Annotated in this window: 14 protein-coding genes and 1 pseudogene; 6 read left to right on the top strand and 9 right to left on the bottom strand. The window is 63.5% G+C overall.

Annotated elements, in window-relative coordinates; translation table 11 throughout:
- The first annotated feature begins 80 nt into the window (after positions 1 to 80).
- Together ACZ1HK_RS05545 and ACZ1HK_RS05550 are read left to right on the top strand one after the other, a co-directional pair.
- Positions 81 to 1,082 (top strand): LacI family DNA-binding transcriptional regulator, encoded by a 1,002-nt coding sequence (locus ACZ1HK_RS05545; RefSeq protein ID WP_472627817.1) that lies wholly within the window; start codon positions 81 to 83, stop codon positions 1,080 to 1,082.
- 77 nt (positions 1,083 to 1,159) lie between these two features.
- On the top strand, positions 1,160 to 1,384 hold the full coding sequence (locus ACZ1HK_RS05550) for a DUF6455 family protein (protein ID WP_472627818.1): 225 nt from the start codon (positions 1,160 to 1,162) through the stop codon (positions 1,382 to 1,384).
- Positions 1,385 to 1,391: 7 nt separating this feature from the next.
- On the opposite strand, the gene ACZ1HK_RS05555 is transcribed toward ACZ1HK_RS05550, so the two are convergent.
- Both ACZ1HK_RS05555 and ACZ1HK_RS05560 read right to left on the bottom strand, forming a co-directional pair.
- Positions 1,392 to 2,345, bottom strand: coding sequence for a dihydrodipicolinate synthase family protein (locus tag ACZ1HK_RS05555; protein ID WP_472627819.1), 954 nt, complete (start codon positions 2,343 to 2,345; stop codon positions 1,392 to 1,394).
- Complete coding sequence (locus tag ACZ1HK_RS05560; RefSeq protein WP_472627820.1) at positions 2,342 to 4,366, bottom strand: xanthine dehydrogenase family protein molybdopterin-binding subunit; 2,025 nt, start codon at positions 4,364 to 4,366, stop codon at positions 2,342 to 2,344. Before ACZ1HK_RS05560 ends, ACZ1HK_RS05555 begins: the two co-directional genes overlap by 4 nt.
- Positions 4,367 to 4,570: 204 nt before the next feature.
- On the opposite strand from ACZ1HK_RS05560, the gene ACZ1HK_RS05565 reads away from it, so the two are divergent.
- Both ACZ1HK_RS05565 and ACZ1HK_RS05570 read left to right on the top strand, forming a co-directional pair.
- Positions 4,571 to 5,335 carry an aspartate dehydrogenase gene (locus ACZ1HK_RS05565; RefSeq protein ID WP_472627821.1) on the top strand — a complete coding sequence of 255 codons (765 nt, stop codon included), beginning with the start codon at positions 4,571 to 4,573 and terminating at the stop codon, positions 5,333 to 5,335.
- 1 nt (position 5,336) lies between these two features.
- Positions 5,337 to 6,290 carry a LysR substrate-binding domain-containing protein gene (locus tag ACZ1HK_RS05570; protein ID WP_472627822.1) on the top strand — a complete coding sequence of 318 codons (954 nt, stop codon included), beginning with the start codon at positions 5,337 to 5,339 and terminating at the stop codon, positions 6,288 to 6,290.
- Here ACZ1HK_RS05570 and ACZ1HK_RS05575 read toward each other — a convergent pair.
- From ACZ1HK_RS05575 to ACZ1HK_RS05605, 7 genes and pseudogenes are all read right to left on the bottom strand, one after another.
- A pseudogene (locus ACZ1HK_RS05575) lies at positions 6,283 to 7,543 on the bottom strand (TRAP transporter large permease). The gene ACZ1HK_RS05570 and the pseudogene ACZ1HK_RS05575 overlap by 8 nt on opposite strands.
- A complete protein-coding gene (locus tag ACZ1HK_RS05580) occupies positions 7,540 to 8,088 on the bottom strand; it encodes a TRAP transporter small permease (RefSeq protein WP_472627823.1) in 549 nt (182 codons plus the stop codon). The pseudogene ACZ1HK_RS05575 and the gene ACZ1HK_RS05580 overlap by 4 nt, the downstream one beginning before the upstream one ends.
- A 63-nt stretch (positions 8,089 to 8,151) precedes the next feature.
- A complete protein-coding gene (locus ACZ1HK_RS05585) occupies positions 8,152 to 9,135 on the bottom strand; it encodes a TRAP transporter substrate-binding protein (RefSeq protein ID WP_472627824.1) in 984 nt (327 codons plus the stop codon).
- Positions 9,136 to 9,241: 106 nt separating this feature from the next.
- Positions 9,242 to 9,784 carry a 3-hydroxyanthranilate 3,4-dioxygenase gene (locus ACZ1HK_RS05590; RefSeq protein WP_472627825.1) on the bottom strand — a complete coding sequence of 181 codons (543 nt, stop codon included), beginning with the start codon at positions 9,782 to 9,784 and terminating at the stop codon, positions 9,242 to 9,244.
- A gap of 95 nt (positions 9,785 to 9,879) precedes the next feature.
- Positions 9,880 to 11,172, bottom strand: a complete 1,293-nt coding sequence (locus ACZ1HK_RS05595) for a glutamine synthetase family protein (protein WP_472627826.1) — start codon at positions 11,170 to 11,172, stop codon at positions 9,880 to 9,882.
- Positions 11,169 to 12,146: an RHO alpha subunit C-terminal catalytic domain-containing protein gene (locus ACZ1HK_RS05600; RefSeq protein WP_472627827.1), complete on the bottom strand. Its 978-nt coding sequence runs from the start codon at positions 12,144 to 12,146 to the stop codon at positions 11,169 to 11,171. The genes ACZ1HK_RS05595 and ACZ1HK_RS05600 overlap by 4 nt, the downstream gene beginning before the upstream one ends.
- Positions 12,101 to 12,481 carry a Rieske 2Fe-2S domain-containing protein gene (locus ACZ1HK_RS05605; RefSeq protein ID WP_472627828.1) on the bottom strand — a complete coding sequence of 127 codons (381 nt, stop codon included), beginning with the start codon at positions 12,479 to 12,481 and terminating at the stop codon, positions 12,101 to 12,103. The genes ACZ1HK_RS05600 and ACZ1HK_RS05605 overlap by 46 nt, the downstream gene beginning before the upstream one ends.
- A 95-nt stretch (positions 12,482 to 12,576) precedes the next feature.
- Between ACZ1HK_RS05605 and ACZ1HK_RS05610 the strand changes: the two genes are divergently transcribed.
- Together ACZ1HK_RS05610 and ACZ1HK_RS05615 are read left to right on the top strand one after the other, a co-directional pair.
- Positions 12,577 to 13,230 carry a helix-turn-helix domain-containing protein gene (locus ACZ1HK_RS05610; protein ID WP_472627829.1) on the top strand — a complete coding sequence of 218 codons (654 nt, stop codon included), beginning with the start codon at positions 12,577 to 12,579 and terminating at the stop codon, positions 13,228 to 13,230.
- A gap of 149 nt (positions 13,231 to 13,379) precedes the next feature.
- Positions 13,380 to 16,169: a molybdopterin oxidoreductase family protein gene (locus ACZ1HK_RS05615; RefSeq protein WP_472627830.1), complete on the top strand. Its 2,790-nt coding sequence runs from the start codon at positions 13,380 to 13,382 to the stop codon at positions 16,167 to 16,169.
- Positions 16,170 to 16,190: the final 21 nt, after the last annotated feature.

The raw sequence follows: 16,190 nt of genomic DNA on the forward strand, positions 1-16,190 counted from the left end.
CGCACCCGTCAACAAATCGGCGATTGCACGTGATGAAATCCGCGCTTGCGCGCCGAAATCACATCATTTTACATCATCCCATGCGCCCGACCCTGCACGACCTTGCCAAAGCGGCCAACGTCTCGACCGCCACGGCGGACCGCGCCCTGAACAACCGCAAGGGCGTTTCGCCGCGCACCCGCGCCCTGGTTCTGCAGACGGCCCATGCGATCGGCTACCTGGCCGAAACACCGACCGCGCCGCGCCCGGTTCACCTCGCCGTTCTTTTGCCACGGGGCACCAATGCCTTCGTCAACGACCTACGGCATCACCTGGATCGGTTTGCGAAATCCGATCCCGCCCTGACCCTTGAATTCCCTGAGATCCCAGATTCCTCGCCCGAGGCGATGGTGGCCGCACTAAATGCCGCCACCCATGCCGATGGGCTTGCCGTTCTCGCCCGCGATCACCCCTTGGTGCTGGACGCGCTTCGCCGGATCGGCCATGGCGGCACGCCTTTCGTCACCCTCGCCTCCGACGTGCCCGGCAGTGGCAGGCTGGCCTATATCGGCATCGACGACACCCGCGCCGGGCGGCTTGCGGGGCAAATCATCACCCGGTTCCTTGGGCCCCGCCCCAAGGGCAAAATCGCCCTTTTTGCAGGTTCGCTCAGCTATCGCGGCCATCAGGAGCGTGAGATGGGATTGCGCCAATACCTTGCGGAAGAAGCCCCCGCCTTGAACCTGCTCGCTGTGCGCGAAAGCGGCGAAAACCGCAATCAAGCCCAGGCCCAGATGGCGGAGCTTCTGTCAGATCACCCCGATCTTGTCGCCGTCTACAACGCAGGCGGCGGCACCCAGGGCATTGCCCGCGCCCTCAAATCGGCAGACCGATGGCGCGACATCACCTTCGTGGCCCATGATCTGACCGACCCCAACAAGGCCCTGCTGCTGGAGGGCACTCTGGACGCCGTGATCGACCAATCCGCACGCAACGAGGCGGCTGAAGTCCTGGCCACTCTCACTGCGGCCATCCGCGACCAGGACCATCGCGTCACGGCACCCCAGCCCCAGTTGATCCTGCGGGAAAACCTGCCGATCTGAGCCGTTTGACCCAGATCAAGGCACCGCCCCCGCACGCCCTATCCTGAACCTGCATGCAATCAGGCGAGGGAACGCACATGTTCTTCGAAAAATTCAATCGCAGCGCGGATCTGGTCAAAGGCATGGCCCAACGCACCGGCCACGATCTGACTGATCCGAAAGAAGCCTCTCAATTCAAGCAAATGGTGATGGCCTGCGCCGCCTGTTCCGATCAGGCCGCGTGCACGCGCCTGCAAGCGGAAACCGACACACTCGACGCCGCCCCGGCCTATTGCCGCAACGCCGCCCGCTTCAACAGCTAGGCCCGGATCACACGCGCAGCCCGCACGCCTCAAATGCCGCGCGCGTGGCCGCTTTCTCGGCGTCCGTCAGGTTCAGCATCGGCGCGCGCACGGGGCCACCGACCTGCCCCAGCAGGTCTTGCCAATATTTGCCATGGGCCTGCGGCTTGTCCGCCGGTTTCGTGCGCTTGAAGGCCTCGCGCACCGGATCAAGGCTGTCGCGCACCGCGCGGGCCTCTGCAAACCGCCCTTCAAACGCCAGCCGCGTATAGTCGTTCATCCGTTGATCGACCTTCGACTGAAGCTGATAGGGCGGCGAGGAACACAGATACAGCTTCCAGCCCAACTCCTCGATATTATCGAGCCACGCGCCCTCATCGGCGGTGGAGACATGGATCTTGTCCCCCGCCAACCGGGTCAGCTCCACATACATGGGCCGCGGGACGGAGTATTTGATTGCCACGATATTGGGCAATTCGGCGATCCGCGCGCACAGCTCAGGGCTCATCATATAGCCGCTGTCGGGATGGCTCCACATCGCGATGCCGATGTCCACACGCTCGCAAATCGCCTTATAGTATTGGTACAGGACCTCATCGGGGTGGCTCACGAAATGCAGCACCGGCGCGTGCACCACCACGTAATCCGCACCGCAATCCTGCGCGTGCTGTGCAAGGGCGATCACCGTCTCGAAATTCTGGTCACTGGCCGAGAATATCGTGCCCGCCGCCCCGTCGCATTCCTCCACCGCGATCTCGATATTCCGCTTCCGCTCCTCCAGCGACATGGCAAAAAATTCGCCCTGTTTGCCCGCAATGAACAGACCCGCAATGCCAAGGTCATCAACCCAATGGCGGATGTTCGCCCGGAACCCTTCTTCGTTGAAGGATCCATCCGCGCGCCACGGGTTCAGGCACGCAGCCCAGATGCCGCGCATATGTTCGCGCGCATGATCCTTCGCGTCCAAGCGGCTGTATTTCATGGCTTTTCCCTTTCCGCAGCACGGATCGCCGTCCAGATCTTGCAGGGTGTCAGCGGCATATCCAGATGCACCACGCCCAGCGGCGCCAAAGCATCGAGCACCGCGTTCAATATCGCGGCAGGCGCTCCGATTGTGCCCGCCTCACCCACACCCTTCGCGCCCAGCGCGTTCAGCGACGTGGGCGTCTCAGACTTGTGCAGGCCGAGCGGTGGCATATCGCTGGCGCGTGGCAAGGCGTAATCCATCAGGGATCCGCTCAGCAGCTGGCCATCGCTGTAGACAACCTGCTCCATCAAGGCCTCGCCCAACCCTTGGGCAAAGCCGCCGCGCACTTGGCCTTCGACAAAGGCGGGGTTCACGATGCGTCCCGCATCATCAAGGCATGTGACATGCTGCACATCCGGCACCCCGGTTTCCCGGTCAATTTCGACGGCAACCACATAGACACCATAGCCCCAGGCCTGCCCTTCATTCTCGTAGCGCACCTCTTCCGTGATCGGGGCCACATCGCCGCGCAATTGGCGCGCCCGCACCCGCTCGGCCGCCGCAAACACGGCGCTGCCGCCAATCGCCGTCCCGCGGGAGGCGACGGCCCCAATCCCCGCCGGGCAGGTCCGCGTATCCCCCTGAACAACGGTAATCCGATCCGGTGCAACCTCGAACACATCCGCCACGATCTGCGCATAAGCCGTCTCGCGCCCATGGCCCTGGCTGGATGACCCGCTGGCAACAAGGATGCGGCCATCGCCTTGCAGCGTCACACGGGCGGTTTCAAAACCCTCGCCGGAGGGCTCCAGATAAAGCGCCGCCCCCAATCCGAAAAGCCGTCCGTCCTGGCGCGCCACGCGACGCTTGCGCAGCAGCTCTGCATAGTGCGACACCTCCGCCGCTTGATACAGCGCCGCCGGATAATCGCCGGTATCGAGAACATTGCCCGTGGGCGTACGCACCGGCAGCGCACCGGAGGGGTGCGCATTCTGGATCCGCAAATCCAGGGCACACCGATCCAACCGCGCGGCCGCAAGCTCCACCAACCGTTCCATCAGACAGGCCGCTTCGGGCCGCCCTGCACCCCGGTAAATGCCCATGGGTCCGGGGCCATCCACAACGGCCCGCGTTTCAATATCCACCGTTTCAATGGCATAGGGCCCCGGCAAGATGCGGGCGCCGTTCCACGCCGGAACAAGGCCGGAGTTTGGCAGCCAAGCCCCCAAAGGCGCTTCAACCTGCGCGCTGAGCGCCAGAAATGTCCCATCCCGGGCAACCGCCAGACGGCCCCGGCTGGTCAATCCCCGCCCTTGGGTGGCCGACAGCATGTCTTCGCCGCGCGTCGCAATCCACCGCACGGAGCGTTCGTGCCGAAGCGCTGCCCAGACCGCGAAGACCTCTTCGGGGTAGACCGAACCCTTCATGCCAAAGGCCCCACCCACATCCGGCGCAATCACATGCAAACGTTCCGGGTCGATGCCAAGGATGCTGGCAAATTCGCTGCGCGCCCGGTGCGGCGTCTGCGTCGAAAGCCAGATCGTCAGCCCATCTTTGGCCCATTCAACGGCAATGCCGCGCGTCTCCATCGGGGCGGGAAACAGACGCGGATGCTGGATCTTGGCCTCCACCACGAAAGCCGCCTCTTCAAAGACCGCCTCTGGATCGCCCGTGCGCCACCGCTTCTGCGCCACCGGCGGCAGATCGCGTGGGCCCAACTCCTCTAACTCCACCGATACCGCTTCGGCCCCGTCGAGAGACGATGCAGCGCTTTCTGCCAGAACGGCGGCAATCGGCTGCCCAAGGCCTCCGACATGATCTTGTGCAAGAACGGGGAAATCCGGTCGCCACTCCAGCGGCAGCACTTCGTTCACACTCAGCGCGCGGGCAATGGCCACATCCCCGCCAACATGTACGGCGCAAACACCATCAACGTCCCGGGCAATCTCCGTCTCGACGGACGTGATGCGGCCATGCGCCAAATGCGAACGGACGAACGACACATGCAACGGCGCGGTCAGGCGAACATCTGCCACAAAGCAGCCAGCCCCTGCACCCGCGCCCCGGCGCGCCGGTCAATCGGGCTGTCGCCTATGTGCGTTTTGCCGGTGTCAAACATCGCACCTGTTTCCCATGGCCCCCTAACAAACAGAAGTCGAAGTTCCAGACACAGTTATCCACTTTGTGAATAGCCATCGGATTTGATACGACGCTCTTCGTATATCAGGAAAGGATACAAGATGCGGCTGGCCATCATCGGAAAGGGCGCAATTGCGGGGTACGTGACCGACGCGATCCTCGCACAGCCGGGCGAGCTTGAACTTGTCGGTCGGGTGTTGCGGCGGTCCCAAGCCCATGCCGTGGCGAATGTGGCTGATCTTCCGCCCGTCGACCTTCTGATCGATTGCGCCGGGCATGCCGGGCTGGCCCAACACGGCCCAAAGGCCCTATCCGCCGGGATCGACGTGCTGACCCTGTCCCTCGGCGCTCTGGCCGATGCCGATCTTGCCACGCAGCTTGAACGCAGCGCACAAGCGGGCGGCGCGCAATTGCACCTCGCCTCCGGCGCAATTGGAGCGCTGGATGCCCTGCGGGCCGGGGCGGTCGGTGGCCTCAGCGCGGTGACCTATTCGGGGCGCAAACCCCCTGCGGGCTGGCGTGGCTCTCCGGCAGAAGACGCGCTTGATCTGGAGACCTTATCCAAACCGGCCACCCACTTTGTCGGCACCGCCCGCGAAGCCGCCCTCACCTACCCGAAAAACGCAAATGTCGCCGCCGCCGTCGCCTTGGCGGGCCTTGGGTTCGACGCCACACGGGCGGAGCTGATCGCCGACCCCACGGCCACCGGAAACATCCACGATATCCGCGCCGAAGGGGCGTTTGGCACCATGGCCTTCCGCATCACTGGTAAGAGTCTGCCGGACAATCCACGCTCCTCCGCGCTGGCCGCGATGTCAGCCGTGGCCGCCCTGCGCCAAGCCTCCTCGCCGATCCGGTTCGCCTGACATGGCCCGCCTCTATAACCGCGCGCTCAACCGCCTGAAGCTGCGGCAACTCAGCCTGCTGGTGACGGTCGGACAGCTTGGCAATATTCAGGCCGCGGCGCAGGCCGAGAATATCAGCCAGCCCGCCGCCACCCGCATGATCAAAGAGCTTGAGGCCGACTTCGACACGCGCCTGTTCACGCGCACCAACCGCGGTGTCATCGCGACCGAGCAAGGGGCCGCCCTGATCCGCCACGCGCAGCTGATCTTCGCCCAATTGTCCAACGCCACGCAGGAGATGGAAGATATCACTGAAGGCAGCGCGGGCCGTATCACCGTCGGCACCCTTCTGGCGGGCGCCGCGCAACTTGTGCCCCTTGCGATCCAGCGCGTCTTGGCCGAGCGCGCCAATGTGACGATCCGGGTGGTGGAAGGCACAAACGATGCCCTCATGCCACGCGTCCAGACCGGCGAGGTCGACCTTGTCGTGGGCCGCCTGCCCCACCACCGCCACCGCAAGGGGCTGGTTCAGGTCCCCCTGATCCATGAGGATGTGGTGCTGGTGGTTGGTCCCGATCACCCGCTGGCCGGACGCGCGGGCCTCAGCTTTGACGATCTGCGGCCCTTCGGATGGATACTGCCCCCGCCCGAGACCACCCTGCGCCGCCAGATCGACGAGATGTTCGTCGAGGCCGCGCAATATGAACCGCCCAAGGTGGTCGAAAGCGTCAACTATCTCAGCAACCGAGCCTTGCTCAGCAGCGGTGCGTTGATCGGCCTTGTCCCGCGGACCGTCGCAGCGCTTGACCTGACGCTGAAGGTGCTGAGCCGGCTGGACTATGACCTCCCGTTCGGGTCCGGCCCGATTGGTGTAACCCATCGGGGCGACACCCAACTCTCCCCCGCCGCCCGCCTGTTCCTGCTGGCCTTGCAGGAAGAGGCCACGGCCCTCACTCAAAGCGCCACCGCTAGCTGATCAAAGCCGTCGACAGCCAGGGCGCGTAGCTGAGCAGGATCAACACCAATGCCACCGCAATCAGGAACGGCCAGAGCTGGCGCAGGATACGGCCCGTCGGCGTCTCCCCCATGGCGGACGCGATATAAAGGCCCACACCCACCGGCGGCGTCAGCAGCCCCAGTACCAGGTTGAGCGAGATGACGACGCCAAACTGATACGGGCTGATGCCATAGCTTTCGATGGCAATCGGCAACAGGATCGGCGTGACCAGAATGATGGCGGCGATCCCGTCGATGACCATACCCACGAACAGCAAAACCACATTGACGATCAGCAGGAACAGGAACGGGTTTTCCGTGATCGTGGTGATGAACTCCGCCAGCCGCTGCGGCACGGCCTCGTAGATGATCACCCAGCCAAACACGTTCGCGGCCGCAATCATGAAGATGATCAGCGCCGCGTTCAGCGCCGTGCGCTTGAACATGTCAAACAGCTTTCGCGGCTCCAACTCCCGATACAGCAACCATCCCAGCGCAAAGGCCACCACACTTGCCACCGCAGCCGATTCCGTCGGAGTCGCCACGCCACCGATGATCCCGCCAATGATCGCCGCCGGGATCAGCATCGCAGGCAAGGCGTAAAGAATGGCCTTCCCGGCCTCGGACGCGGCCAACCACTCCCCTTCGGGAATTGCTGCTTCAACCCGATCAAGGCAATCACGATGGCGAAACAGGCCGAAAGGATCAGGCCAGGAATGATCCCGGCCAGGAACATGTCGCCAATGGGGATCTGCGCCAACACCCCGTAGATCACAAACAGCATCGAGGGTGGGATCACCGGCGCCAGCAATCCGCCCGCCGCCGTCGTGGCCGCCGCAAAGCCCCGATCGTACCCTCTTCCTCCATCGCAGGCACCATCGCGCGGCTCATCACCGCGATCTGCGCCGCAGCGGAGCCCACAATGGCCGCCATGAACATATTCGCCAGCAGGTTGATATAGGCGAGGCCGCCCCGGAACCCGCCCACAAACACCCGCGCGGCGTGGATCAGGCGACGGGTCATGCCGCCCTCGTTCATCAACTCACCGGTCAGCATGAAGAGCGGGATCGCAAGCAACCCGTACGCCTCGACGCCTGAAAACATCCGTTGCGCAAAGCTGTCGTAGAGGATCGTGTTGTCACTCTCCCAAATGTACCACATCGCCGTCAGCGCGAGGACAACCGCAACCGGAACAGCCAACAGCAGCTTCGCGAAAAACAGCGCCGGGGTCATGTGGCGACCTCCGGGCCGCTGGTCTCAGGCGGTGCGAAGTTGAGCAGATGCGCCGTGGCGTGCAAGAACACGCCGGCGGAAAAGATCGGCATGACGAGCCAGATGATCCATTTCGAGATACCCAAAGTGCTGGTCGGCTCCGCATAGATGAAGTTGAAAGTGCTTCCCTGAAACGCCATCACGTCGAACCCGTTCTGCGCCAGTGCCCAAGGGTTGAACCAGCGCCAACAGAACCAGAGCATCGCCGCCGCAAAGACAAAAACCGCCAGGTCCACCAGCTTGGCCGCCACCCGCTTCGCCCCGCCGGGCAGCGCGTCGGTCAGGATCGTGATCGCCACTTGCTGCCGCATCTGGATTGCTGCAGACGCGCCCAGAAACGTCATCCAAACCATCGTGTAGATCGCCGTCTCATCCACCCAATAGATCGGCGCACCCGCCGTGCGCGTTACGACATTAAGCAGGATCAACAGCGTCACACCCACCGCCAGAATGGCAGCAGCGGAAAGTTCAATCCGGGCCCAGAAGGCGGAAAGGCGGGTCAACATGGGCAGGTCCCAAGCAAAACCCGGGCGTCTGACAACGCCCGGGCTTCTTCGTTGAAAATCAGATCACTCGCGGGTCGCGTCAGCCACATCGCGCAGGGTCGCCAGCGCCTCACCGGCGCGCTCTTCCCAGATGCCTTCCCACTGGGCCACGGCATCGCCGAAGAAATCGCGGTCGGCCTCGATATAGGTCACATCGAAGCCGCGGATTTCTTCCTGCCATCCGGCATCACGCTCCACATAAGTAGACAGCACGCCATCCACAGCCGCGCCCATATGCTCCGAGATCAGCGCGCGATCTTCCTCGCTTAAGCCCGCCCAGACCCGGGCCGAGACCAGACCCACCATCGGGAACATCATGTGGTTGGTGCGCAGCATCGTATCGGCATGCTCGTGGTAGCGAAGCAGCACGATCAACTCGCTGTCCATGTCGATCCCGTCCACCTGCCCGTTGGCCAGCGCGTCGAAGACGGCGGGCAAAGGCATGGGCGTAGGGGCCGCGCCGATGGCGTTGTAGAAATCAAGATTGGCCTCGAACGGCGTGATGCGGATCTTCTGCCCCGCAAGCCCCGCCGCGTCGGTCACACCGCCATTCGTCAGAATGTGGCGCATACCGGCCGAGCCATAGCCCAAGCCCACAACACCCAACGACCCGGGCAATTGATCCAGCATCGCCCGCGCCTCGTCCGAGCGCAGGATGCGCGCGGCATGGCCCATGTCATCGGCCAGGAACGGCTGGTAGAAGGCGCCGAAATCGGTGGCACGGTTGGAGATTTCCGCCACCGTCATGAACGCCATGTCCAAGGCGCCCGACTGCAACTGTTGCAGCATGTCCGCCTCGTTGCCCAACTGCCGCGCCGGGAAAACGGTGACGGTGTGTTCCCCGCCCGACGCCTCGGACAACGCCGTGCCGAATTCTTCGGCGGCCAGCGTCCAGACATGGGGCGGCGGCGTGATCAAGCCCAAGCGGAATTCCTCCGCCTGAGCGGCCCCTGCCAATCCGCTGACGGCCATGGCCGCTGAGGCCAGCAATGCGTTGAATGTCTTCATGTCTTTTCTCCCTATCCGCCCTCGGCTTCTTGTGTGGCCGGGGCTATTTTTGATTGGTTCCGGCAGAGCCTAGCCGGATATCGGACGCCCGCGCAACGGATTGCCGCTAAAGCGTCACCCAGCCCTCGGGTGGCTCCTTCCCCGGATGCACCTCCCCACAAGACCCACAGGTCCGCGCCTCGTCCGAGGCATAGAACTTGGCGTAGACGGGGGGCAGATCATCGACGATGGAGGTCAGGTGCAGCTCCGCCCGGTGCACCAGCGTTCCACAATTGAAGCAATACCACTCAATCGCATCCACAGCCCCTTTAGGCCGCTTCGGTTCAATCACCAGCCCGACAGACCCCTCCATCGGGCGTTGCGGCGAGTGGCGCACATGGGGCGGCAGCAGGAATATCTCGCCCTCCCGGATCGGGACATCATAGAACTCGCCCTGATCACAAAGCTTCAGGACCATGTCGCCTTCGAGCTGGTAGAAGAATTCTTCCACCGGGTCGTCATGGTAATCCGTCCGCTTGTTCGGCCCGCCCACGACGGTGACCATGATATCGCTGTTCTCGAACACCATCTTGTTGCCGACGGGCGGTTTCAGAAGGTGGCGATGCTCGTCAATCCAGGCTTTGAAGTTGAAGGCCGAAAGCCGTCCCATACTGAAATCTCCCCGTGTCTGTCGCCGTTCAGTTTGCCGCGCCCCGATATAACCGCAAGGGCCGATTTCCGCGCCCGCTATCCACAAATTGGATATCAAAGATTGGCGAAATACTCCGCCTGTTCCCAATCCGAGATATGAGCCAGGTAACGCTTCCACTCGTGCCGTTTCAGTGTGATCAGCCAGTCATGGACCTCCGGCGTCAACGCCGCACGCAACGTATCGGAAGCCGCGAAGGCCTCAATCGCCTCCCCCAGAGAAGCCGGGAGCGCAGGCGCATCGCCGCCGTAAGGGTCGGTCATCTCAGGCGGCGGGTCCTGCGCGGCTTTCAACCCCGCACGACCCGCGATCAACTGCGCAGCCAAGGCAAAGAAGGGATTCGCCGCACTATCTGGCAAGCGGTTCTCCACCCGATCCTCCAACGCCCGCACCATCGCGCCGCGATTGTCGCGCGCCCAGCCAATGCGGGTCGGGGCGAGTTGATAGGGCGTGAAGCGTTTGTAGCTGTTGACCGTCGGATTGGTCAGAAGCGCACAGGCCGGGGCGTGCTCCAGCAAGCCCGCGATCCAGTGGCCCATGTCGAGATCGCCCGATACGCTCTGATGAATATGCCACCCATTCGCCACCGCATTGGGCAACGCGGGCTTGGGCATGAAGCTGGCGAGCAGCCCGTGGCGATGGCTCACCTCACGCGCCAACATCCGAAAATTCACCGCCTGCTCGGCCACCTCCATCGGCGTGCCCGGCGCAAACGTCACCTCATATTGCGACGGCCCCATCTCCACCTCGACGGAGCGGACGTCGATCCCCATCGCTTCCGCCGCGCGGCGGAGCCGGTCGAGCATCCCCTCCACCTCCGCGTATCGAGTCTCGGTCAGGTACTGATACCCTTGCGTCGTATTCTCCACCTGCGGCGGGACGCCGGGCATGGTGGATTGCGCAGGCCCCAAGGACGGGTCCACTACCCGAAACACCTGAAACTCAATCTCCACACCCATCGTCGCGCGCAGCCTCACCTCGGCCAAAGCCGCCTCGCAACGGCGCAAAATCCCACGCGAACAAAACGGACTTTCCACATCGCAATGGACCAGCGCCGAATGCGGCGACCATGGCAGCTTGCGAAACGTCGCCGGATCGGGCCGCAGAACCACATCCGACGCCCCCTGCATCGGCGCACCGTCGCCCGCCCAAACCGGAAACGCCGTGCGGTGTGACAGGTCTTTCAACAGCAGCGTCGACGGCACCCGCAGCCCATCGCGCAACACCCCCGGCAGCGCGCTCGCCGTCACCGTCTTGCCCCGCAACACCCCATGCGGATCGGTGAAGACCACGCGGATCGTCTCGATCCCGTCCTTCTCCACCAGTTTGAGAATATCGTCTGTCGTCAAACGCTTGCATCCCAGGGGCACTGGCCCCGACGCTCCAAGTCTGCCTGAACGGAGGCCGCCTGCCAATCATCATCCGGCGCAATCGCATCATTCGACAGCGGCCCCTTGATGCCGGATGTCCCACCGTTCTGCATCTTCAGGCCCTGCGCCTCGCCCGCTTCAACAGCCGCAATCGCCGCCCGCAGCATCCGGCGATACTTGATGATGCCCACATCGGTCTTGCCCAGATGCTCATGCCGCCGGTCCTGGATGCGGCCCATGCTTTCCACCGCCCATTGGTCATGCACGTTGATGTCGAGGCCCATGCCCGTATAGGTCTGATCGGCCTGCTCATCCGCGTCATAGCCATAGTTGTTCCGCGCGTTTTTCAGCGGCGCGTAGTCCGGCAATCGATGCTCCGCCAACCGCTGATCGCGCATGGTCGCCTTATCAACGGGCGCTTTGAACGAGGTGAACATCGAATACCAATAGCAGGTCTCATCATCGACCGGCACGTGCCATTGCGTGATCGTCATCTCGCGGCTCATCGGGATGCAAATCGCCTGCGGGAAGATCTGGTTCGTCACCCGCACATGGGTCCGCCCGTCGTCGAGGTGGCGCAGCGCGGTCAGCTTCATCCCGTAGTCCGTTTCATCCACGCTGATTTCGGGCCGGGGATAATCGCGCAGCAGTTTCGTCATCGGCATTTCGGCCCCATCCACCCCGTCGCGGAACTGCTTCCCATAGCTGTCGGCAGGGTCTTCATCCTGAAGAAATCGATGCAAGAACGAAGCATGGGCCGGGTCGATCCCCACCTCCATCGCCTGCAGCCAGTTGCATTCCCACAGCCCCTTAAAGGCGAACACATGGCTCTCCGGCGCGCGGAAACAGTCGAAATCCGCGAAAGGCGGCGGGTCGCCCGGCCCCATGTAAGCCCAGATGATCCCGTTCAGCTCCCGCACCGGATAGCTGACCGCCCTGATCTGTTGGTGCATCTTCGAGCCCTCAGGCTCCCCGGCTGCTCCACACATTGCCCGGTGCAATCGAAGTGCCAGCCGTGGAAAGGGCACCGCAACCCGTTATCCTCCAGCCGTCCATAGGCAAGGTCCGCACCGCGATGCGGACAGCGCCGCCCGATCAGGCCCAAAGTGCCGCTCTCATCGCGGAACAGCACCAATTCCTCCCCCATCAGCTTCACCGGCACAACGGGCCGGGCGCCCATCAACTCGTCGCTCAGGGCCGCGGGCTGCCAATAGTGCCGCAGCACCTTGCCCGCTCCCGTCCCCGGCCCGACCCGCGTGATCTGATCGTTCAACTCCTGGCTCATCATGGGCGCGACCCTCCGCTGGAATTGTGCGATATACGCACATTTGTTGACTTTATGAGCGTGGCGCGCTTTCCTCCCCTGTCAACGAAAGCGCGCAGATGTCCAAAACCCTCTCGACGACCCTTCTCAAAGGCCTCGGCGTCCTGTCCGCCTTCGAAGGCGCACCGGTCCTTACGCTCAGCCAGATCGCCGACCGCACCGGGCTGGATCGCTCCACTGCCCGCCGCCTGACCCTGACGCTGGTGGAGGCCGGATGGGCCCGCCAGCAGGGCCGCGCCTTCTCGCTTGCCCCTCGCGTGCTGCGCCCGGCTGGCGCTTTCCTGCAAGCAGGCAGCTTCGGGCGCGCCGTGCAACCCACGCTCAACGCCCATGCGGAAACCTTAGGCGGTGAGATCAGCCTCGCCCTGCGCGACGACACTGTCGCGGTCTACGTGGCCCATTCCGCCCGTCCCGGCGCGCGGGTGTCGCTTGGCCTTACGGTCGGCTCCACACTGCCCCTCGACACCACGGCCATCGGGCAAGTCCTGCAAGGCAGCGATCAACCCGCTCAGGTGATCCGCGGCGCCTACGAGGCGGGCGTTTGCGGCCTTGCGGTTCCCGTCGGTGCACCGCAAGCTCCGCAAGCCGCTCTCGGCACCACGCTGCCGCTCGCTCTGCCCGATCTGGAGGCGCGCCTTGAAACCGCGCTCGCCGCCTTGCAAATGGCCGCTGCCGACCTGCGAGACGTTCCGGGGCTTGCCTACGCCGCCTGATTGCGGCAATCGATCCATTGCAATTTGAGACCAAAAGTCTCAATACTGATTGAGCGTTGGCCATAACGCCTGCGCGATTTGGCCATATGGCCATTCCAGTCACTGCGGGATTAAGGCTGTCGCAGGGACCATTTTGGGGGACGGAACACATGGCACAACCGACATTGGACCTGTCCCCGAAGGTCTCGGACGAAATCCGCAAAACCACCTGTTACATGTGCGCCTGCCGCTGCGGGATCAACGTGCACATGAAAGAAGGCAAGGTGGCCTATATCGAGGGCAACCGCGACCACCCCGTCAATCAGGGCGTGCTGTGCGCCAAGGGCTCGGCGGGCATCATGCAGGTCAACGCCCCCTCGCGCCTGAAAGCGCCTTTGAAGCGCGTTGGCCCACGCGGCTCGGGTGAATTCGAAGAAATCTCCTGGGAAGAAGCCTACACCATCGCCGAAGGCTGGCTGCGCCCGATCCGCGAAGAAGACCCCTCCAAACTCGCCTTCTTCACCGGCCGCGACCAATCGCAATCTTTCACAAGTTTCTGGGCGCAGAATTTCGGCACCCCCAACTACGCGGCCCATGGCGGTTTTTGCTCCGTCAACATGGCCGCCGCTGGCATCTACACGATGGGCGGCGCGTTTTGGGAGTTCGGCCAGCCCGATTGGGATCACACCAAGCTTTTCATGCTGTTCGGCGTCGCCGAAGACCATGACAGCAACCCGATCAAAATGGGCCTGGGCAAGATCAAGGCGCGTGGGGCCAAAGTGATCGGCGTGAACCCGATCCGCTCAGGCTACAACGCCGTGGCCGACGAATGGGTCGGCATCACACCCGGCACCGACGGCCTCTTCATCCTGTCGATGGTCCACTGCCTGATGAAAGCCGGCAAGATCGACCTCGATTACCTCGCCCGCTGGACCAACGCGCCGGTGTTGGTGGACAAAGACACCGGGCTGCTGCTCCGCGACAAGGACGGCAAGGAACTGGTCATCGACCGCAAGACCGGCAAGCCCACGGCCTTCGACAAACCCGGCGTTCAGCCTGATCTCAGCGCCACCCACAAGGACGGCCACAAACCCGTCCTCCACCACATGGCCGAACGCTACATGTCCGACGAATACGCGCCCGAAAACGTGGCCGAGCGCACGGGCATCCCCGCCGACAAGATCCGCGCCATCGCCGCCGAACTGGCCCGCGTCGCGTTCGACGAAAGCTTCGAGCTGCCCATCACTTGGACCGATTTCCGCGGCGAAACCCACACCTCCATGACCGCGCGTCCCGTCGCCATGCACTCCATGCGCGGGATCAGCGCCCATGCCAACGGCTTCCAGACCTGCCGCGCGCTGCACATCCTCCAGATCATCCTGGGCTCGGTCGAGGCCCCCGGCGGCTTCCGCTTCAAGCCGCCCTACCCCAAGCCCTCCAAGATCCACCCCAAGCCGCACTGCAAGGTCACGCCCGGCCAACCGCTCGACGGCCCGCATCTGGGCTTCGTCCACGGCCCCGAGGATCTCGCGCTCAAGGAAGACGGCACGCCGGCCCGCATCGACAAGGCCTATACCTGGGAAAATCCCATGAGCGCCCATGGCCTCATGCACATGGTCATCTCGAACGCCCATGCCGGTGATCCCTACAAGATCGACACGCTTTTCATGTATATGGCGAACATGTCGTGGAACTCCTCCATGAACTCCGGCGGCGTCATGCAGATGCTGACCGACAAGGATGAGAGCGGCGAATATGTCATCCCGCACATCATCTATTCCGATGCCTATAGCTCCGAGATGGTGGCTTACGCCGACCTGATCCTGCCCGACACAACCTATCTCGAACGCCACGATTGCATCTCGCTCCTCGACCGCCCGATCTGCGAGGCAGACGGCGCCGCCGACGCCATCCGTTGGCCGGTGATCGAACCCGACCGCAACGTCAAAGGCTTCCAGTCCGCGCTCTGTGACCTCGGCGCGCGCCTTGGCTTGCCCGGCTTCACGAACGAAGACGGCTCCCAGAAATATGCCGATTACGGCGACTATATCGTCAACCACATCCGCCGCCCCGGCATCGGCCCGCTCGCCGGCTGGCGCGGTGAGAATGGCGACCAGCATGGGCGCGGCGACCCCAACCCAGACCAGCTGAACAAGTACATCGAAAATGGCGGCTTCTTCGTCAGCCACGTCCCCGATGGCGCGCAATACATGAAACCCTGGAACAACGCCTATCAGGATTGGGCCGTCGAGATGGGCCTCTACGACGCGCCACAGCCCTACCTCTTCACGCTCTATGTGGAGCCGATGCAAAAATTCCGCCGCGCGGCGGAGGGCCATGGCGACATCCAGCCGCCTGAACATCTGCGCGCCCAAGTCGCCGAAAACATGGACCCGCTCCCCTTCTGGTCGGACCCCGCCCCCGCCAACAAAGTGGACGATTACCCCATCACCGCGCTCACCCAGCGCCCGATGGCGATGTATCATTCCTGGGGCACGCAAAACGCCTGGCTGCGCCAGCTCCACGGCCACAACCCGCTCTACGTGCCCACCAAGCTGATGCGCGAAAACGGGCTGAATGACGGCGACTGGGCCAAGGTCACCTCGCCCCACGGCACCATCACCGTGCCGGTGATGGAGATGGCCGCGCTGAACGAAAACACCGTCTGGACGTGGAATGCCATCGGCAAGCGCAAGGGCGCCTGGGCGCTCGATGATAACGCGGTGGAGGCCACCAAGGGCTTCCTGCTGAACCACCTGATCCACGAGCTTCTGCCCTCGAAAGGCGATGGCCACCGCTGGACCAACTCCGACCCGATCACCGGGCAGGCCGCGTGGTTCGACCTCAAAGTTCGCCTCGAAAAGGCCACGGCGCCTGCGGAAAGCCAACCTGCCTTTCCCCCAATCAAATCACCCGTCGGGAAGGGCCCCAAAGACCTCGCCTGGAAGGTGGGCAAATGACATCCGACATCGTCCGCCCCG

Source organism: Gymnodinialimonas sp. JB5-7, assembly GCF_055693405.1.